At 51.9% G+C, this 20,474-nt stretch carries 16 protein-coding genes; 3 read left to right on the forward strand and 13 right to left on the reverse strand.

The window, feature by feature from the left end:
* The first annotated feature begins 192 nt into the window (after nucleotides 1-192).
* Both TMES_RS21400 and TMES_RS21405 read left to right on the forward strand, forming a co-directional pair.
* The gene (locus TMES_RS21400) at nucleotides 193-3,312 is read left to right on the forward strand and encodes an ATP-binding protein (RefSeq protein WP_085586431.1); all 3,120 of its coding nucleotides are present in this window, start codon (nucleotides 193-195) and stop codon (nucleotides 3,310-3,312) included.
* Nucleotides 3,313-3,366: 54 nt separating this feature from the next.
* Complete coding sequence (locus TMES_RS21405; protein WP_085586433.1) at nucleotides 3,367-6,606, forward strand: hybrid sensor histidine kinase/response regulator; 3,240 nt, start codon at nucleotides 3,367-3,369, stop codon at nucleotides 6,604-6,606.
* A 97-nt stretch (nucleotides 6,607-6,703) separates the two neighbouring features.
* Here TMES_RS21405 and TMES_RS21410 read toward each other — a convergent pair whose 3' ends face one another.
* The 10 genes from TMES_RS21410 to atpD all read right to left on the reverse strand — a co-directional run bounded on the left by TMES_RS21410 (nucleotide 6,704) and on the right by atpD (nucleotide 13,824).
* Entirely contained in the window at nucleotides 6,704-7,111 is a 408-nt protein-coding gene (locus TMES_RS21410; protein WP_143589770.1) for a hypothetical protein, read from the reverse strand.
* A 132-nt stretch (nucleotides 7,112-7,243) separates the two neighbouring features.
* The gene (locus TMES_RS21415) at nucleotides 7,244-8,086 is read right to left on the reverse strand and encodes a F0F1 ATP synthase subunit gamma (protein WP_085586437.1); all 843 of its coding nucleotides are present in this window, start codon (nucleotides 8,084-8,086) and stop codon (nucleotides 7,244-7,246) included.
* Nucleotides 8,083-9,666, reverse strand: a complete 1,584-nt coding sequence (locus TMES_RS21420) for a F0F1 ATP synthase subunit alpha (protein ID WP_085586439.1) — start codon at nucleotides 9,664-9,666, stop codon at nucleotides 8,083-8,085. The genes TMES_RS21415 and TMES_RS21420 overlap by 4 nt, the downstream gene beginning before the upstream one ends.
* Nucleotides 9,656-10,393, reverse strand: a complete 738-nt coding sequence (locus TMES_RS21425; RefSeq protein ID WP_085586441.1) for a F0F1 ATP synthase subunit delta — start codon at nucleotides 10,391-10,393, stop codon at nucleotides 9,656-9,658. The genes TMES_RS21420 and TMES_RS21425 overlap by 11 nt, the downstream gene beginning before the upstream one ends.
* A gap of 4 nt (nucleotides 10,394-10,397) precedes the next feature.
* A complete protein-coding gene (locus TMES_RS21430) occupies nucleotides 10,398-10,643 on the reverse strand; it encodes a F0F1 ATP synthase subunit C (RefSeq protein WP_085586443.1) in 246 nt (81 codons plus the stop codon).
* Complete coding sequence (locus TMES_RS21435; RefSeq protein WP_085586445.1) at nucleotides 10,643-11,356, reverse strand: F0F1 ATP synthase subunit A; 714 nt, start codon at nucleotides 11,354-11,356, stop codon at nucleotides 10,643-10,645. The genes TMES_RS21430 and TMES_RS21435 overlap by 1 nt, the downstream gene beginning before the upstream one ends.
* The gene (locus tag TMES_RS21440) at nucleotides 11,353-11,643 is read right to left on the reverse strand and encodes an ATP synthase subunit I (RefSeq protein WP_158091290.1); all 291 of its coding nucleotides are present in this window, start codon (nucleotides 11,641-11,643) and stop codon (nucleotides 11,353-11,355) included. Before TMES_RS21440 ends, TMES_RS21435 begins: the two co-directional genes overlap by 4 nt.
* Complete coding sequence (locus TMES_RS21445; RefSeq protein ID WP_085586449.1) at nucleotides 11,640-11,948, reverse strand: AtpZ/AtpI family protein; 309 nt, start codon at nucleotides 11,946-11,948, stop codon at nucleotides 11,640-11,642. The genes TMES_RS21440 and TMES_RS21445 overlap by 4 nt, the downstream gene beginning before the upstream one ends.
* Nucleotides 11,945-12,355, reverse strand: coding sequence for a F0F1 ATP synthase subunit epsilon (locus TMES_RS21450; protein ID WP_085586450.1), 411 nt, complete (start codon nucleotides 12,353-12,355; stop codon nucleotides 11,945-11,947). Before TMES_RS21450 ends, TMES_RS21445 begins: the two co-directional genes overlap by 4 nt.
* The gene (atpD, locus tag TMES_RS21455) at nucleotides 12,352-13,824 is read right to left on the reverse strand and encodes a F0F1 ATP synthase subunit beta (RefSeq protein ID WP_085586452.1); all 1,473 of its coding nucleotides are present in this window, start codon (nucleotides 13,822-13,824) and stop codon (nucleotides 12,352-12,354) included. Before atpD ends, TMES_RS21450 begins: the two co-directional genes overlap by 4 nt.
* Nucleotides 13,825-14,241: 417 nt before the next feature.
* Here atpD and katE point away from each other — a divergent pair, with 417 nt between their 5' ends.
* The gene (gene katE / locus TMES_RS21460; RefSeq protein WP_085586454.1) at nucleotides 14,242-16,386 is read left to right on the forward strand and encodes a catalase; all 2,145 of its coding nucleotides are present in this window, start codon (nucleotides 14,242-14,244) and stop codon (nucleotides 16,384-16,386) included.
* Between the two features lie 54 nt (nucleotides 16,387-16,440).
* Here the strand turns inward: katE and TMES_RS21465 are convergent, their stop codons facing one another.
* The 3 genes from TMES_RS21465 to TMES_RS22850 form a co-directional block, all read right to left on the reverse strand.
* The gene (locus TMES_RS21465; protein ID WP_085586456.1) at nucleotides 16,441-16,791 is read right to left on the reverse strand and encodes an Hpt domain-containing protein; all 351 of its coding nucleotides are present in this window, start codon (nucleotides 16,789-16,791) and stop codon (nucleotides 16,441-16,443) included.
* Complete coding sequence (locus TMES_RS21470; protein ID WP_085586458.1) at nucleotides 16,788-17,831, reverse strand: response regulator; 1,044 nt, start codon at nucleotides 17,829-17,831, stop codon at nucleotides 16,788-16,790. Before TMES_RS21470 ends, TMES_RS21465 begins: the two co-directional genes overlap by 4 nt.
* Nucleotides 17,832-17,852: 21 nt before the next feature.
* Nucleotides 17,853-20,474: beta strand repeat-containing protein (locus tag TMES_RS22850; protein ID WP_483887649.1), on the reverse strand; the 2,622-nt coding region annotated here is incomplete at its 5' end.

Raw genomic sequence — 20,474 nt, forward strand, 5'->3', positions numbered from 1 at the left:
GATACGCCGTGCGTTCGGGGCAGAGTTCGTGTACAAATATTGAGTATGATTTGTTGATTTCGTGCCATGTTTTCGAGAATATATTGTAAATATTCAGAGTTCTGTATTCACACTTTCCCGATATAGCACAATATGTTAGCAAGTTAGATGATTGGGCCGGGGTGAATATTGTGGTGAGGGGGTAATTCCGGAATGCAAAAATTTCAAGGGGCAGGCGGCGAGAAAAAGCAACGCCTGTTCCTTTCGCTGAGTGTTCTATTATTGCTGCTTGTATCCCTTGGATTAACGACTTTTTATGAACGTACCCTTAAAAGTGATGTTCGAATAGAAACTGATCGTGCCCTTTCGCGTCTGGCGGGGCATGGTCATTCAATTTTGATTAGCAAGATCGGCCAATATCGCGATACCCTTAATTTTTTGCACGCCACACCCCCAATTTCAGGTTTGACCCGGGCGGATGAGAATGATGGGCTTGACCCATTTGACGGCACCCGGTTTTCACAATGGAAAGGGCGGCTGGAAACAATCTTTGTTGCCATGCTGCAAAACAATCCAGAGATTGATCAATTGCGCGTCATCCGCGGCGATGACGACGGTTCGGAACTGGTGCGCGTTGACAGATTGACTGGCAAAATTAACGTTATTACCAGGCAGTGGCTGCAGAAGAAGAGCGGCAGTGACTATTTTCAGGATTCAATGAAATTACAGCCGGGCGAGCTGTATATTTCACGCATCAATCTCAACCGGGAATTTGGCCGCATCGAATATCCCGTTCGCCCGACAATCCGTTTGGCAACGCCAATTTTTTCAGATGGTGGCCGTCGGTACGGATTTCTCATTATGAACGTTAACGCAACTTTCCTTCTGAATAACTTTCGGAACGAAACCAGCGGACAGTTCAGCATGATTTTGACCGACGACAAGGGGTATTATATCGACCATCCAATAGCGGATTACCGGTTCAGCCGCGACCTGCACCCCGAACGTAACTGGTTGAATGATTACGCAATAACCCACACGCCAAACAGCGACGCAGACCTTGCGACGGAACTTGCAACTCAAACCTCCCTGGTGATTCATCACACAGCTGTTCGCTTTTCCGCTGACCCTGCTTCAGTTATGCATATTTATGCTGCGGCCTCGCCGTCGTGGATATCGGATCAACTTTGGAAGCGCCGGATAGCAACATATGGATTTGCCGGTATCGCGCTTTTGATCCTTGTGTTTACGCTGGCAATGTTTATGCGGGGATACCGCAATAGTATCAGGTTGTCTGAAGCGCGCGCTGAACATGAAGCCATTATCAACGGGTCATCCGATGCAATTGTCGGGATGGAACTTGACGGGCAGATATCGAGCTGGAGTAACGCCGCCATCTCGCTATTGGGAATTCCGCGGGACTCTGCAGTTGGACAAAATGTCAGGCAACTTGCCCTGTTTCCGGACGTGGATATCAACGAACAAATTGGTCGCGTTCAAGAAACAAAATCAGCGGTGACAATTGATGCAAATTTCACGGAAAATGGTGCCTTAAATCTTGAATTGTCGCTGAACTTTTCACCCATCGTGAACCAGAGCCGACAGATTGTCGGCATTGCGATGATCGCACGTGATGTAACGCAGGAACGCTCTGCCGAGCGTCAGATCCGGCAAACCAATGCCGGACTTGAAGCCCAGGTTGCCAAACGGACACAGGAACTGGCCGAGGCCCATCAAAAGGCCATTCAGGCCAGCGAGATGAAAAGTGCCTTTATTTCAAATGTCAGCCACGAAATGCGGACACCGCTTAATGGCATGATTGGCACCCTCAACCTGATTAAACGCGAACCGCTTAGCCCGTCGCAAACCAAATATCTGGCGATGGCGGAAACCAGCAGTTCAGCACTTGCGACCCTGATTAATGATATCCTTGATTTGTCCAAGATCGAAGCTGGCAAACTCGATTTCGAGAACAAGCCCTTTAACCCGTTGGCGATGGTCGAGGCTGTGGCCAATTCTTCGGTCATTCGGGCCCGGGAAAAGGGTATTGACCTGGTCCTTGATACAACCGGTTTGCAACATACTGAACTGTGTGGCGATGCCAATCGGTTAAAGCAGGTGCTAAATAACCTCATCAGCAATGCCAAGAAGTTTACCCAGGAAGGGTATGTTGCCATTGTGGCGTCCAGCCGTTTGGACCAGGGCGAGGTTCGGCTTGAGTTTTCGGTTGAAGATAGCGGGACTGGCATTGCTGAAAGCAATAAACATAAGCTTTTCGCGGCTTTTTCGCAGGAAGACAGTTCTATATCTGCCGAGTATGGCGGCACAGGACTTGGATTGTCAATTTGCAAGCAGCTTTGCAAATTGATGAAGGGCGATATCGGATTTGAATCCACCAAGGGCAAAGGCAGCCGGTTCTTTTTTCATGTCCGGTTTGATGCGGCCCAGGCCACAGTGCGAAATAACAGTACGGTACTGAGCGGAAAACGTGTGTTGATCCTGATGAACCAGGAACGCGCAACAGATGCCGCAGAAAGGGAAGTAAAATATCTGGGCGGCGAGATTGTTGATTATTTCGGTGCGAAAGGGCGCACGGAAAACAAGGTCATAGATCTTGTCATGACGGATCGCGCCAATAATCGGCTGCAAGAACTTTGTAAAATCATCAGCGCTATGAAAACAGCAGACGGGACAATGCCGCGTTTGCTGGTTGTTAAAAGTGTCGATGGCAATAAACCGCATTATGATGGCGAAATCATTTGGCTGTCGTCGCCTTTGACCCATTCGGAACTGTTGCAAAAAATGCAGCCGCTCCCTCGTTTGGCTAAGGCTGCCAAAATGGTGATGTCTGATCAGGCTGAAACAACCGATGTGGTGCTTGGCACCGACCCTTCTTCTTTGCCGGAAGCTACACACGAGAAAATGAATTTGCTTGTTGTCGACGACAATGAAATCAATCTGGAGGTCGCCAAAGGGATTTTACGCGACACCGATGCCGATGTTCGAACTGCAGGAAACGGGATGGAAGCACTGGAAATTCTCAGGCAATCGGCGGCAGAAGGCCATGTTTTTCATTGCGTCGTTATGGATTGCCAGATGCCCGGTATGAATGGATTTGAAACAACAGAACAAATCCGCAGCGGGGCTGTGGTCGCAGAATTCGCAGAGATACCCATTATTGCCATGACGGCAAATGCCATGTCAGGCGAGCGCGAAAAATGCATCGCTGCTGGAATGTCAGACTACATAACCAAACCGATCGAAGCGGAAGTTTTTATTGAAAAGATAAAACATTGGTCCCGTAAACGCCTCGCTGAGTTGACAATTAGGTAATTGGCCGCTTGCGCAAATAACCTTCGAGAAACGTTCAACCATGGACCTGATGCAATGATTGAAAAAGCCAGAACCCCATTCTCGGGCCCCAGATTTTTAAGCAGCAATAGCGTGCTTGTCGCATTCATTGCCATGATTATTATCCTGGTTGCGGTGCTTAATTATTTTATTCAATATGAGTTCACGGATCGTCTCGAACAGCGTGAATTGCGTGCATTGAGCCATTTGTCGGGCAGTTACTCCCAGGAAGTTGAAAGCCAGCTTTCCGGGATCGATACCGCCATGGCCGCGCTTGTTAGCACGGTGGCGTCTGACCGTTATACCCCGCGCGAAAAACACCTTTTGCTTAATCAGACAGCGCAGGCGCTGGCGATTGTTCGCGTGATTGGCATAGTGGATGCGACCGGTCGGGTGGTTCATTCGTCAAGAACATTTCCGCCCCCTGACGTTAATCTCACCGGGCGGGATTATATCGACTACTTTATTGGCGGGGGCAAAGGGACGCGATATCTGTCTGGCGCCATCCGCAATGCCGTCGACAATCGGTGGCAAATATCGATGTCGCGGCCTATTCGCGATCAGGATGGGAAGCTGACCGGGGTTATCACAGCGGTGATCGATCCTGCCCTTATGATTGAACGGATCGGCAAGGCCGCGGCAAGTGGCGATTATATATCGTTGCTCGATAGTCGGTTCGATCTGATTTTCCGGTTTCCTGCCAAAGAGGAGCTAACGGGAACATCTTTGGCGAATGCCCAAATATTCAGGGATCTGGTTCTATCGGACGGCGGACCGGTAGCCGGGGTTTATACCGATTATAATGATAACGAAATTAGGCTCGGAGTTGCGAAACGCATTTTTGACGGTAGCCTGATCTTGTCTACGTCGCGCTCTTATGCCGCCGCAATGTCTTCATGGAAGACAATAACATTTTTGATCAGTTTGGCGTCAATTGTCTTGCTGATATTTATTCTGTTTACCTTACGTTCATTGCATTCCCGGGAAGTTGCCACACAGGCGGCGAATAAAGAACTGCAGGCTGCCAATCACCGAATTGAAAAAGAGCGCCAAAATGCAGAAAACCTTGCCCGGATCAAAGAAGAATTTCTCGGCAATATGAGCCATGAAATTCGCACGCCCATGAACGCCGTTATGGGACTTTCCCAGCTTCTTGAACGCACATCCCTTACACGAACACAGCATGAATATGTGCGCCAGATAGGGCTTTCAGGCAAATTTCTTTTAGGAATTGTCGACGAAATTCTGACCCTCTCCAAGGTGGAATTTGACCAGGTTTCGGTGGAGAACGAACCTTATCGCTTGTCAGATGTAATTGATAATGTTGGATCAATTATGTCTGTCGCAATGGAAGACAAGGAAATTGATGTTGTTATCGATGTTGATGCTTCCTTGCCACATATCCTGATGGGGGATGCGCACCGTACCAAGCAAATACTGGTTAACCTTGCTAGCAATGCGATAAAATTCACCGAGAAAGGCAGCGTCAAGCTGACGGCTCATCGTATTTCAGACGATAGGGGTGACGATAAAATACTGTTTGAGGTAAGCGATACCGGGATTGGAATACCAGGCGACAAGCTGGAACATATATTTGACGCCTTCATGCAAGCTGATACGTCTACCGTGCGCAAATACGGTGGCACGGGGCTGGGCCTGACGATTAGTAAGCGGTTGACTGAATGTTTGGGTGGCGAGCTTACGGCGAAAAGCCAAATTGGCGTCGGCAGCACGTTCAGTCTGATCTTGCCATGTCGGGAAGGTTCGGAAGTGGCCCAAAGCGGGGGAAATAACCCCAATGACAAAAAAATTCGCGTTTTGATTGTTGATGACCATCCAGACACACTTGAAGCGCTGGAGGCCTTGGCGAAAAGTTTAAATCTGGCCGTTGAAACAGCATCTTCGGGTGCGGAAGGCCTGAAAATTATTCAGCGAAATGATTCACTCGGGCTGCCGTTTGATGTTCTGATCATAGATTGGCAGATGCCAAATATGAATGGCCTGCAAGCTGTTACGACCATGCATAACAATACAGGCTTAAGTGTTGTTCCCTCGGTAATTATGGTTACCGCTTATCAACGTGAATATCTGGAACGCGCAACGGATAACGAAGGCGAAATCTTTCAGATCCTGACCAAACCGGTGACGGGGTCGACGCTGTTTAATGCGGTTTATGGTGCTGTTGAAAAGAATGGGTCCTATGGCAAGAAATCTGCCCCGGTTGATCTGAAGGGACCGAATCTGCTTGAAGGGATTAAAATTCTGGTAGCGGAAGATAACCCGATGAACCAGCAGGTTGCCCGGGAGTTGTTACGGTCAGCTGGCGCAAAGGTTGTGATTGTAGGTAATGGCGTAGAAGCCATCAGTGTCCTTGAGGAACATCGCTTTGATCTGGTTTTGATGGATGTGCAAATGCCTCAGATGGATGGGATCGAGGCGGTCAAACATATTCGCCAAAATCCGAAACTGGCGACCCTGCCGATCATTGCGTTAACGGCAGGTGTCCTTGATAGCGAACGTCGAAAATGCCGCGAAGCGGGCATGAATGACTTTATTGGCAAGCCGTTTGACTTCGACATTGTGGTGTCGAAAATTCGTGACATCCTTGGCGCTCCACAGGGGGTTTCCCAACCCGAAGAGGATGCCTCGGCGGGGAATATTTCTGAATATCCCCTTTGGGACCGTTCACGGGCGCTGACATTTGTTGGCGGCAGTGAAGAACTTCTTGATCGGCTAATAAAGCTCTATCCTGCGCAAGCCAGAGAACATCTGCGTGCATTGCTTGGTGCTGTTGACGAAGAAGATAGCGACAGCGCCATGAAAATTTTGCACACGATACAGGGCTCCGCGTCACAGATTGCGGCGGAACGTGCTGCGCGTTTGGCAAAAGACCTTGAAATCAGTGCGCGAGAAAGAGACTTCTCCGAGGTGAAGGACGGTATTGATGCGTTTTCCACTGTAGTGGAAGAAACCCTTGCCGTTATTGAGGAATATTTGAACGATACGCCATCGGGCAAATCATCGGATAGCCCAACAGATACGCAAGAGGGCACATCGACGGGTAAATCTCAAAACGACGTTGGGGCAATTTCAAAACTTGTTGAACTGTTGGGTGCAGGAGACCCCGAAGCGATCGAGGAATATCAAAAAATCAAGGGAAGATTATCTGATATTGCGTCGACACAGGAAGTTGACCGCGTAGAGAAGAACATTCGGCAGCTGGAATTTTCAGCGGCGATGAAAGCACTTCAGGCCGTGATCCAACGCCTTAAATAGCTTCTTTTTTTAATGTGGCGTTTGCTTCGAACTCGGCCGTGGTGCAGGGGGCTGCGATTACATTTGGCGACACCGTCTTAATTAACGGTACTATGCTTTAGTCCCGGAATATCAAAAGGCCGATTTGAACAATAAGAACCGCAATTGCGACAACAAAATAAATGCGGGTGTCGATTTTTTTTGAAACCCGATTGCCTGTTGGTTTGGTATTGTCATAGAGCGAACCGTTGGGCAAAGACGCAATAAGGCGTGTCGTCACTTCGGCGCGGTCGGCAATCACAATGGGCACATCGGTGAAACGTGCCATCAGCGTGTCAAGCCGTTGCCAGGCGGAACTTTTGGGCAGCGCGGCAAGATCGGATGCTTCGCGCCACGGGTCAAGCCCAAGCCGCGCAAGCATGGAAAGCACCGTAACGCTGGCACCTGTGTGGTCGTTACCGACCGGTGTTTGCAGGAATTGATCGAATTTCGCATCCAGACCAAGTGGTATTGGAACATGTGCCAAGGCAAGATCCTTAATCAGCGAAATGTGGATCAGCCAAATTGACTGATCCCACTGTACTTTCATGAGGGATAGATGAAGCACAGTTTCGTTAGTATAGGCGGATTTGTCATAAATGAACAGCAATCATATTATTTACTTATGATTTGCGGATACTATGCCCGTGCTAAGTTCAATAATTTCGGCTGTGATTTCTTCTTGTCGAACCCGGCGCAATTTGGCCCGATATAGTTCAAGTTCCCGTTCGATCTGACTCCCCGCCGACGACATGGCTTCCAGGCGGGCTTCGTTTTCTGCGGCAAATGCATGCAGGGATGCCTTGCATAACAATGCATGGAAATAGTCTGCGCTAAGGCTTTCGACCAGGTCTGCCTTTGTTAGCTGTATCAGGGGGGGCGGGGTGTTGCCGGGGCTAAATCCTGCCAGATCAATTGGGAAAATAGCCTGGCGAACGATTTTTAAATGGCCCGAATGCCAACCCGAATAAATGACATCAAGGCTTTCGATCCTGCCTTCTTCCACACTGTGATAGATGGTTTTGGCGATCAGATCGCCCATCTTGGGAATACCGGCTGTATGCGATGGCATTGCAATGCTCCAGAACGGTGCACGTCCTTGCGTTGTGGCAGTGGATAACCCTCGGGTGCCGACTAAAAACAGGGTTGTGCGCGCCGGATCGTCGGTAATGCTGGCTAAAACATGCTCACTGAACGCTCCGGCAAACCCCTGTTCGGCACAAAATACAAGCAATCCCTTGTGCGCCTTGCCAGAACCCGTTGCCAGGGGGGTGCGGTCATCCTTGGCAAGAACACTGGCAATGGCAGATGCAATTGTATCGCTATAGCCGTCGATGGCGGCAAGTTGTGTGCGTGCAACATGGGCCCGGGCAGCGGCAATGCCTTTCATGGCGTTAACAACCGCGCCGAGTTGATGAATGCCGTCGATCCGTGCACTAACATCTGCCAAACGTTCGGTCACACCTTTGCCCCCTTGCTGTCAGAACTGTTGTCTGGTGTCTCGCGCGGGGTATTAGCCGGCGTGTCTGCGGCCGGGACGGGTAATGATGCAATCAGCTCTGTCATTGCCTTGGTCAGAATGGTGCGGGCGCGGTCATCAATTTTGCCTGTTTTGGCAATCGCACCGACAATTTCGGCGGCGTCCTTGTCCAGGGTTTCGGGCAAACGGGCGCGAAAGGTGCCAACCGTATCAAGCGGTAAAGGATCAAGCAGTCCTGACTGAACGGCAAGCATCAGGGCAATTTCATCGGCAAGGCGAAACGGCTTATGTTGAGGTTGTTTTAAAATTTCGCGTATCCGTGCCCCGCGCGTCAGTTGCTGGCGCACCCGGCCTTCTGGCATGCCGCCAAAGCGGGTGAAGACCTCGAGCTCAAGAAACTGGGCATAGTCGAGCCGAAGGGTGCCCGCCGCATCACGTAACAGCGGGGCTTGTGTTTTGCCGCCGACCCGGCTGACACTGAGGCCAATATCGACGGCGGGTTTCTGGCCCTGGTGAAACAGGGCAGCATCGAGCACAATCTGCCCATCCGTGATCGAGATCAGATTGGTCGGAATATAGGCCGACAGGTTGCCGGCATCTGTTTCGGCAATCGGCAGCGCGGTAAGCGACCCGCCGCCCAGTTCTTTTGACAGTTTGGCTGCACGCTCCAACAGGCGGGCATGGATGTAAAAAACATCGCCGGGATAGGCTTCGCGCCCGGGCGACTGGCGGGTTAACAGGGCAATTTCACGATGGGTTGCGGCGTGTTTTGACAAGTCATCAATCACAACAAGGGCATGTTGGCCCTTGTCGCGAAAATATTCCGCCATCGTCATTCCGGCATAAGGGGCAATCCACTGCAAGCCCGGTGCGCTAGCCGATCCGGCGACAAGGACGATACATTTTTCAAAGGCCCCTTCGGATTGCAGGGCATCAATCGCACGGCGCACACTTGATGTTTTTTGGCCAACAGCGACATAAATGCAAATCATGTCGCTGTCGCGCTGGGCAATGATGGCATCGATTGCCAGGGTGGTTTTTCCGGTTGAATGGTCGCCAACGATCAGTTCGCGCTGGCCACGCCCCAGGGCAAAAAGAGTGTCGACCACCACCAGTCCGGTTTGCGCCGGTTCGGTGACAAGGTCGCGTTCGATGATGGAGGGGGCAGGGCGTTCGATTGGCAGTTTTGTACCAAATGTAATGTCGCCTTTGCCATCCAACGGGCGACCCAGCGGATCGACAACGCGGCCAAGCAACGTTTCACCGACCGGAACCTGAACAATTTCGCCGGTGCCAAATACCGCATCGCCAGCCTCAACGTCGGTGGCACTGTCAAATAAAACGCAGCCGATCAGATCGGGGTCAAGAACCCGGGCAAAACCAACCTGTCCCCCTTCAAAACGCAGAACTTCGTCGAGGCGAACATTCCGCAGGCCCGAAATCATGGCAACACCGTCGCTGATTTCCTCGACCCGGCCTTTATGTTCGGCCTGAGGTCCCACAGATGCCTTGCCTATGGCAACTCGCGCAGCAATGCGCCAGTCGGTGTCATCAGATGGCATCCTTCATCTCCCTTAAAATGCGGGCCAGATCGGATTGCCAACTGTTATGAAGGGTGAAATGTGCAGTGCGGATTTCCAGCCCGGCAATCAGGTCGGGATCGGTTGCGAAATGGATGCCCGAATTGTTGCCCAGTTCCCGGGTGACAGCTTTCGTGATCAGCTCTTTATCCGCATCTTCGAGATCGGCGGCACTCACCAGATTGATGCCTTCCGTGCTTTCAGCCAGTGTTGCCCTGTCCTTTGCGGACATATTTTTAATGGCGTTTACAAGGGCATCAAGAAAAGCTGTCTGAACAGTAGATTTGTTCAGGCTTCCCAAAAGTTTTGCTGCAATTTCTGTCGACAGTTCGGCGGCTTGTGCCGCTGTTTTCTTGCGGACAACATCCGTATCGTGTGCGAGCGAAAGCTGTGCTGCGGCATTGTTTTTTTCAATTTTTTTGTGCGCTTCATCAAGGGCAGCCTTGCCGGCTTTGTCAGCATCTTCTCTGGCGGCACTCAGGATCGCGTCACGTTCAGCCGCAATATCTTCGCGGATTTTCGTCACCTCAACAAGGGCCGTATCGGCATTTTCTTGCGTTGTTTTTGCCACATCAAGCATGGCTTGCACAGTTTCTTTGCGTTTGGCAATGGCACCGGCCACCGGGCGCCAGAAAACACGCGACAAAAGCCACATCAGGATCAGAACATTGGCTGCCTGCAGCCCAAGGGTCCACCAGTCAATTGTCATTGTGTTATGCCAATAACGGATTGGCAAACAGCAACAGCAGGGCAATCACCAGACAATAAATTGCTGTTGTTTCAATCATCGCCAGGCCAACAAACAGGGTTCGTGAAATGGTGTTGGCAGATTCCGGCTGGCGCGCGATGGCATCGAGTGCCGCAGCAACCGCCTTGCCTTCTGCAAGTGCAGGGCCGATGGCACCAAAGGCGACGGCGAATGCTGCGGACACGATGCTTGCAAGGCTGAGATAATCCATCAGATATCCTTTTTGTCAGAGGGAAGAGGCGACTTGGGGTCTTCAGGATGACGTGCGCCGTCTTCGACGGTGGATGTAATGAATACGATGGCCAGAACCGCAAAAATATAGGCCTGCACCAGCCCGGTTAGCAGATCAAGCGCCATAAGGGGGATTGGAACAAGAAGACCTGCCAGCGAGGCGACGATTCCGATAACGAACACCCCGCTCATTACATTGCCAAACAGGCGCACGAACATTGAAAAAGCCCGTGTAATACTTTGCAGCATGTTGAGCGGGATCATGACCGGGTTCGGGGTGGCGAAAGACCGAAGATATCCTCCCACTCCCGTGCCCCTGATGCCAAACCAGATGACCGACAGGAAAACCAGAACGGCAAGGGCGGCGTCTGTTTCAAGGCGTGCCGTCGGGGGTTCAATGCCGGGGATAAGCGAGGACCAGTTCGCAATCAGAATAAACAGGAACAACGTTCCGATGAAACTGCGATAGAGGACGGGTTTGGCGCCGCTTGTTTCATGGATCTGGTTATCGAGTGTCGTAACAAGAAGTTCAAGTGCCGCCTGGCGACGGGTTGCAACCAGGTCTAGCCGCCGGGTTAGCAAAAAGGCCCCGATGACCATAACGATCATGATTGCCCATGTCGTCAAGACGGCCTGTGTAATGGGCACCGGGCCAAGATGGAAAACCGGCAGGGATTCCAGCGGGGATTTCATGCCTGCGCCCCCCGTTTGCGGCGGATCACGCATTCGCGTCCGACAATAACGCCGGCCAACACGGCGATAATCCCGAACCCGCCTGTCTGAAGGGCCAGCGCAAAGCCGCCAGCCAAAAGACCCAGCCGCGCAATGGCCAGTGCGATCGCCAGCACCGGTTTTCTCCCTGATACAATCAGATCCGCAGTTACCTTAATGCAGCGGAAATAAAGAATGCCTAACAGAACCCCGCCCGCAAAGCAGAAGGGCAGCAGCAACAGAAGGGGCAATGTATCGGAAGACATCATCGTGAGTTCATCCATTTCCAGGCGGTCCAGCCACCAACGGCCAACCCCGCCACCAAAAAAGGGCCCGTCCAGAAAATGCCAGTTCCGTGGCGTGCATCTATCCAGTGTCCGGCGAATAATCCCGCCAGCGTCGGTATAACAATGATCCAGCCCAGCACGCCGATTTGCGCAAGACGGCGGCCAATCGACATATCCCCCTCGCGCTGCCAGCGTTCCCGTCGGTCGCGGCGCAGGCGCGTTTCGCGCACCAGCGGGTCGTCTTCGGCCGGGGCTGGGGGCTGTTGTGCATTATGATCCGCCGTCATCGGAACGATTCCTTGTTTGCGCCGGGCTGCAGACGGCTGATCATTTGGCGAATGGCGTGCATCTGCAAGCGCATGGTTTCGACATGCTCGACCCGTTCGTCATCGGCCTCGGATTGAAACCGTTGCAAAACTTCCTGATCCAGGGTGGCAAGATCGTCGCCTGTGACGGCTTCGCGGGTTGCGATGGCAACCTTTGTCTGTCCTTCTACGGTCATTACACCGTTCCGCACGGCGCAAAACCGGTCTTTACCCGCAACGCGCCAACTCACGATTGAAATCGCAAGGGCCGTCAGAAACGGCGCATGACCGGGCAGGATACCAAAACTCCCGCTTTCATCTTCGGCCCGCAGGCTGTCGATATCTTCGTCAACGACAATGGACAGCGGGGTAATGATGGTCAGCCTCATGATGAGACCTCGGGGGCGGCATCATCCGTTACAGGTGTGGTTGCTTTTGCTTCTTTGGCGCGCGCATCCTCCAGCGTTCCAACCATATAAAGCGAACTTTCATCCCAGTCGTCCGCATCACCATTTAGTATGGCCCGACAGCCCGACAGTGTATCGGCAAGGGCGACACTGGTGCCCGGCGTACCGGTAAATGCCTGCGTCACCATGAAAGGCTGGCTGAGAAAACGCTGTAACCGGCGGGCACGCTTGACGATCTTGCGATCGGCAACCCCCAGTTCCTCAATCCCAAGCAGCGAAATAATATCGGTTAGCTCGCGAAATCTGGCTAAGGCCTGACGGACGGCCTCGGCCGTGGCATAGTGTTCTTCGCCGACAACCAGCGGGTCTAACAACATTGATGACGAGGCCAGCGGATCGATGGCGGGATAAAAACCTTCGGCAGCCTGGCTTCGTGACAACACAATCACGCAATCCATATGGCTGGAAATTGTTGTCACAGCCGGGTCGGTAAAATCATCGGCCGGCACATAAACCGCCTGAATGGCGGTAACCGCCGCCCCGGCAACCGAGGCAATGCGTTCCTGAAGCCCGGCAACTTCCGAAGCCAGTGTCGGCTGATAGCCAACGCGTGATGGCAAACGACCCAACAAGCTTGAAACCTCGGCTCCGGCCTGAACAAAACGAAAGACATTATCCATCAGCAACAAAACATTCTGATGTTTCTGATCGCGGAAATATTCGGAGATCGTCAGGGCGGTCAGCGGGGCCCGCCACCGGGCACCGGGCGGCTCGTTCATCTGGCCGTAAACCAGAACGGTTCGCTCCAGCACGCCAGAGGACTGCATTTCGGTGAGCAGTTCATGCCCTTCGCGGGATCGTTCACCAATGCCGGCAAAAACCGAAATTCCTTCGTATTTTTCGACCATCGCCCGGATCAGTTCCATGACCAGAACCGTTTTCCCCACCCCGGCACCGCCAAACATGGCCGCCTTGCCGCCTTGCGCCATCGGGGTCAGCAGATCAATAACCTTGATTCCGGTTTCAAAGATTTCCGTTGTTCTTGTTTGCGATTTTAAAGGCGGGGGCAGGCCATGGATGGGACGGTGCGGCGTGTCTTTTGGCAATTGTGGGCCATTATCCTTTGGCTCGCCGACAACATCAAGAAGCCGTCCTAATACAGCCTCGCCAACCGGAACAGTGACAGCGGAACCGGTCGCATAAACGGCAACACCGCGTGCCAGCCCTGCCGTGGACTGAAAGGCAACAGCCCGCAAGGTGTGCAGATCAAGATGACTGTGCACTTCCAGGATCAAGGGTGTGGGAATATCCCATTTCACGATCAGCGAAGAATTGATCGCTGGCAGGTCTGCATCTTTGAAAACCACATCAACAACTGCACCGCGAACGGCATGGATAATGCCTTCTGCCTGGCCGGCATCATTGTGTGGCGGGGCGTCATCCAATTGCATGATAGGAGGCCCTCCTGATCATAGCCGGTTGGGGGATTTGGGAATTTTATCAAGCTGGTTGATTACATCATAGCTGTAATCGTGTGTTGGCACACTGATTCATATTAAATTTATCTTATGCGAATTTTTCGGGCTTGATATCAACGAGTTAACGGGGATTTCATGGGAGAGTCGAACTGATATTTCCCGGGTTTGATGTCTTTTTCATGCGTGGTCTTTGTTCCGAACGATAAACGGAAAAACCATATGTAACTGTATGAAGCTCCGGGGTTTTTCCTGATTAACGTGCTTTTGCAGGCAGAATTCTGCAACATCGCGGGGAACTTTAACCAATCTTGCGGGTTAGCAATACGGGGTCACAGTCAGAGAATACCACGACAGGTTCAGGAAAACCCAACCCGGAGAGAGGAGCATGTAATGGCACATTCACCCAGCCAATCCGACGGCGGAAAACCAGCAACCAAAACACAAAAGATTGTTGATCAAGAGGTTACAGTTGGAAATGGCGGAGAATATCACCAGACCGCAGGTGAAAATGATCCGGTTCTGACAACCGCGCAAGGCGGGCCGGTATCGGATGATCAGAATTCCTTGCGGATCGGTTCACGCGGGCCGACGGCAATGGAAGATTTCCATTTCCGGGAAAAGATTTTCCATTTTGACCATGAACGCATTCCCGAACGTGTGGTTCATGCCCGGGGCTATGGCGCACATGGCTATTTCGAAACCACCAAATCGCTTGCCAACTATACCCGCGCCGATATTTTCCAGCGTGAAGGCGAAAAAACCCCGGTATTTGTCCGGTTCTCGACGGTTGCAGGCAACAAGGGCTCGGGTGATCTTGCGCGTGATGTGCGCGGGTTTGCGGTAAAATTCTATACCAAGGAAGGGAACTGGGACCTTGTTGGCAATAACATCCCGGTTTTCTTTATTCAGGATGCCATCAAATTTCCAGACCTTATTCACGCCGCCAAGCAGGAACCTGACAGCGACTTTCCCCAGGCCCAAACTGCGCATGACAACTTTTGGGATTTTATCAGCCTGACACCGGAAAGCATGCATATGGTCATGTGGGCCATGTCTGACCGCGGCATTCCCCGGTCGTTCCGGTTTATGGAAGGCTTTGGGGTCCATACATTCCGCATGGTCACCGAAGACGGCAAATCAACCTTCGTTAAATTTCTCTGGAAGCCCAAGCTTGGATTGCAGTCTGTTGTGTGGAACGAAGCCCTGAAAATTAACGGGGCCGATCCCGATTTCCACCGGCGCGACCTGTGGGGGGCGATAAAGTCCGGTATGTTGCCGGAATGGGAACTGCATCTGCAGCTTTTTGATGAAGAATTTGCTGAAAAGTTCGAATTTGATGTCCTCGACCCCACCAAACTCATCCCTGAAGAAGATGTGCCGACCATCTGTGTCGGCCGCCTGGTGCTGGATCGCATGCCCGACAATTTCTTTGCTGAGACCGAGCAAGTGGCCTTCATGACCCAGAATGTCCCGCCCGGCATCGACTTTACCAATGACCCGCTGTTGCAGGGCAGGAATTTTTCCTATCTCGATACCCAGGTCAAACGTTTGGGCAGCACCAATTTTTCGCAGTTGCCCATCAACGCGCCGAAATGCCCGATGCATCATTTCCAGCAAGACGGCCATATGGCATTTAAAAATGTTCAAGGTCGGGCAAATTACGAGCCCAATTCATGGGATGAAGGCCCCCGTGAATCGCCGCAACACGGATTTACGTCCTATAACGCGCATGAAGAAGGCGAAAAATGCCGGGTGCGCTCTGAAACCTTTGCCGACCACTATAGTCAGGCACGACAGTTTTTCATAAGCCAGACCAGCACAGAGCAAAACCACATTGTTGATGCATTGGTGTTTGAACTTAGCAAGGTTGAAAAACTTGCCATTCGCAAACGGGTGGTCTCCCATTTGTTAAACATCGACAAGGGATTGGCCAAAAAGGTTGCGGCAAATCTGGGGTTGGAAAATATGCCCGATCCGGCACCGGCCGCCCAAAAAACCCGTGATGATCTCAAACCATCAGATGCGCTGAGCATCCTTAAAAACGGGCCGGGCTCATTCAAGGGCCGCAAGCTGGGTGTGCTGGTTACCGACGGTATTGATGGCAAGATGTTTAAGACCTTAAAAGAGACCACCGAAGCCGCCGGAGGGGTGGTGGAAGTTGTTGCACCGACAATCAGTGGTGTTAAAACCAGTGATGGCGAGACCATTTCTGCCAATCATAAAATTGATGGCGGTCCATCGGTTCTGTTCGATGCCATCACAGTAATGGGAACGCCGGAGAACAGTCGCGCGCTGGCGGTGGAAGCAACTGCCTGCGATTTCCTGTCCGATGCATTCGCGCATCTGAAATTCATTGGCTACAATGACGGGGCTGTTCCATTGCTTGAAGCCGCTGGCTTAAAAGACAGCATTAAAAAAGATGATGGCTTTTTCGCCATTTCCGATGCGTCCAGTGCCAAGACATTTATCAAGGCGTGCGGCGATTTGCGTTTGTGGGACCGCGAAGACAAGGTTCATGTGCGCAAGAAGGGCTGATATTTTGACATTGTCTGGCAGTGCATAGGTGCTGCCAGGCAACATTCATCCTGTTTACATCGTAACCTTATGAGAAATTTTGAATGTCGTTAAATTTTTAACGACATTATTTGCGGTATCAACATTGCGTTCGGGCGCATTGCTTTCCTTGAAATCAAGAAGGGTTTCTTCTGCCTGTGATGCCCGTAGGCCAAGATCGGCAAAGCCATAAGTGGCCGCCGTTCCAGCCATTTTATGAATTTGGCTGGTAACCTGGTCAAGAATATCCTCAGATCCATCCTCTAAATAGCACTGCCACATGCCCTGAATATCCTCAAGCCGCCCGGGCACCTTGTCGGCATATCCCTGCTGTAATTTTAAAAGTTTCTCGCGCAGCGTTGGCTTGCGTTCCGGATCGGTTGTCATTTGATCGCTCCTAAAATTTTCCCGATCCCCGCTGGCGTATAAACACCGGTGGTCTGACCAAGAACGCCCAAGATTGATTTCACGCTGCCCGCAACAGCGCAGGTCTCAGGTCTCTGCACGATAATTTCTTTGGTTTTGTCGCCATAATAGGCCACTTCATTGCTGGCAACAGGAACCGCCCCTGAAAGCACAATCGATAGGGGTGCCAGGCCGGACTGCCGCAGCAAGGCATGCATTTTACTTGCCGAGATATTTGGCATTGTTGTCGACGGCACATGATAAAACTTGCACGTTCCGCTTTCTTCGCGGGCAATTGTGAATTGCGATGGCGTTATCAGCACAAAAATCTCGCCATCAACAAGTTGTTGGCCGTTTTCTGCAATCCGGACCGGACGACCCGATATACGCTGAACGAAACGGCAAAAGTTTTCAACGCACGAGGCCGGGACGTCTGCCTGTAAGATAACCGGCGGGGTGTTGTCGCCTAGCGTCCCCAGAATCACCCGCAGATCAGCAGCACTTCCCTGTCCCAGATTAAGCAAAACACAACCGGTTTCGGATGTATCAAAATCGCGATCAGGTGCATCATCATCAGCGACGGTTTCGACATGGCGCTTGCCCCAAAACAGAATTTTTTCTGAAATGGATGTAACAATGCCATCGATATCGATGTCCATTAACGATGCCGATTTCCAAATTACATCGACTGCACCAATTTCAAGCAACCGCAACGCCAGCGCACTGCGCCGTTCGGTCAGGGAGCTCAGGATAATCACCGGGACATCGTCAATTTGGGTAATTTCGGTCGTTGCCGATACCCCATCGAGCCCCGGCATGGAAATATCCATGGTCACGATATCGGGTTTCAGGTCGCGAACAGCCGCAATTGCTTCTTCCCCATCTTCAGCTTCGCCAATAACCTGAATTTCCGGATGATCTTCACACACGGTTTTGATGGCCATACGCATAAAAACTGAATCATCACAAATCAGAACTTTGACAGGTTCAACACCGGAATCTTGGTTTCCTGATATTTCCATTTATTGAGCTCCAGTTTTAAATCAAATAGGTATCAAAGGAATAACGTCGACATCCACAAGGCTGGTTGTATCGGCACTTGTCCCGGTGCTGGCGTCTGTGACCGTCGCCGTTACGGATAGAACCACATCGTCTGGCGTCACCGATGTCAGCGTCAACCCGACCAGGTCGGCCGCTTCAAGTGTATAGGAGCCGTCCGGGTTAAGGGTGCCGGCACTCAGCGTTGCGCCGTCAAGGCCGTCAATATTAAACGAAACGTCTTCCGTTATCGCCAGGTCCAGAACCCCGATTACGAGCGGAATGGGCAAATACTGGAAACCTGATGCATCAGGTATGTCAAGCACAGGCGCATCGGCAACATTAAGCACATCAAGCGCAAGACTGGTGTTAAGGCTGGTACTTGTTCCGGTTACCGGGTCTGTAATTGTTGCAGTAACTTCAATCGGCGCACTGCCAGGTTCCAGCGCGGTCAATGTCAGCCCCTGCAAGTCCGCCTCAAGAAGAGTTACACTACCGTCCGGGTTAATGGTGCCTGCACTCAGGGTCATCCCCTCTGACAACCCGGTTATGGTCACTTCCAGTATTTCGCCAGGGGCAAGGGGCCCAATATCAATCGGGAAAGGCGTCGTAATGTCTTCAAGGATGGTCAAGGGCAAACCAACACCCAGCGATGGTATGCCCGACCCTGAACCGTCTGGCGAAATCACGGCACTCGTACTTGTCGTGGTGCCATCAATTTCGGTCGATGTGGCTGTCACTGTCAATTCAATCGGACCAGAATAGTCGGCCGGGGTTGTTAATGTCAGGCCCGCCAGGTCTGCCGGGGTAACGGTCCAGCTCCCATCCGGGTTTAACGTACCGGCATTTAAACTTGCGCCCTCGGGAACACCGAAAACAGCAATGCTCAAGGTTTCGGAACCGTCCGTATCGGCCAAACCGGCATTAATTGTAACCGGGTATTCAACAAGGTCAGGGGCGGGTGCCTGAACAATGGAGGCATCGCCAACAATCACGCCGTCACCATACGCAATGGCTTCTATGTTGTTAACTGTCAGGATTTGCCCTGTATCGAGATCGAGGATTTGCGTATTGATAACCCCTGAATTGATCGTCAAATTCTGTAAGAAATAAGAGGTCGATGGCTTCCCGAGATAAAGGACGTCACTGCCATTCCCGCCGTCTAGCGCCGAGGCCAGCAAAATATCACCATTGAGCGTCAGGCTGTCATTACCATCGCCCAGTTTTATGTTGTTACCTAGTGTGGTGTTCCCGTTCAGGGTTACGGCGTCATTACCGCCCTGCATATCAAATGATTCATTCATATTCAGGTCACGGTCAATGACATACACTTCGTCGGCACTCGTCCCTTGATGATTGAAACGGCCATCATCGACAAAGTCATTTGTGACAGGGGCTGTTTGGGACACGGTTGTTCCCAAGCCAAGAGAAGCTGTAAGTGTCGGCGCATCGACAACCGGGGTGACTGTAATCGACAGGACATCCTGAACCGCCGCAGTACTTGTGCCATCCGTTGCCGTGGCACTTATAGCCAGATTAATTGTACCAGAAAAATCTTCCGGCGGCGTCAGGGTTAATCCACTCAACTCTTGGGGAGTTAACGTTACGCTACCATCAGGATTAACCGTCCCCGCATTTAGCACTGCGCCATCCGGAATGTCGGAAATAGTAATGGACGTGGTATCGATCGAGGCTATGGAAATGTCCAGGGCAATGGCATTGTCCTCTGCTCCGCTCCCATCGACAGTTATCAACGTCGGCGCATCTGCTACGCCAGCAACAGAAACTGCCAACACATCAAAAACAGATGCCGTATCGGCACCGGCTGCCGAGGTAGCGGTTACGTCCAAATAAAAATCTCCGTTAAAGTCTGCTGGTGGCATCAATGTCAGCCCTGTCAATTCCGTTGGTGATAGCGTTACTGTGCCATCGGGATTAACCGTGCCCGCATTAAGCACTGCTCCATCGGGAATATTACCAATCGTAACCGACAAAAGTTCATTGCCATCGGTCAGGGCTGTATTGATATCAAGTGCAATGGCGGTGTCTTCTGCCCCGGCAGCGAGGCCAACGCTTAGAAGCGGTGCATCGGCCACCGGTGTTACTGCGACAGAGAAAGCAGCACTGGTTGTGGCACTTTCTGTGCCGTCAGTTGCTGTTGCGACCGCAAACAGGTTCAGCGTTCCACTAAAGTCAGCTGGTGGCGTCAGGGTCAGACCAATCAGATCAGCCGCATCAACCGTCCATGTGCCGTCGCCATTGTCAGTGCCTGCACTGAGAACAGCACCGTCGGGCACACCGGCAAAGGTGACCGCGACCGTATCGGGTGAGGCGACAGTAACATCAAGTGCAATGGCGGTGTCTTCTGCCCCGGCAGCGAGGCCAACGCTTAGAAGCGGTGCATCGGCCACCGGTGTTACTGCGACAGAGAAAGCAGCACTGGTTGTGGCACTTTCTGTGCCGTCAGTTGCTGTTGCGACCGCAAACAGGTTCAGCGTTCCACTAAAGTCAGCTGGTGGCGTCAGGGTCAGACCAATCAGATCAGCCGCATCAACCGTCCATGTGCCGTCGCCATTGTCAGTGCCTGCACTGAGAACAGCACCGTCGGGCACACCGGCAAAGGTGAC

The organism is Thalassospira mesophila, assembly GCF_002115755.1.
In the GTDB taxonomy this organism is placed as follows: Bacteria; Pseudomonadota; Alphaproteobacteria; order Rhodospirillales; family Thalassospiraceae; genus Thalassospira; species Thalassospira mesophila.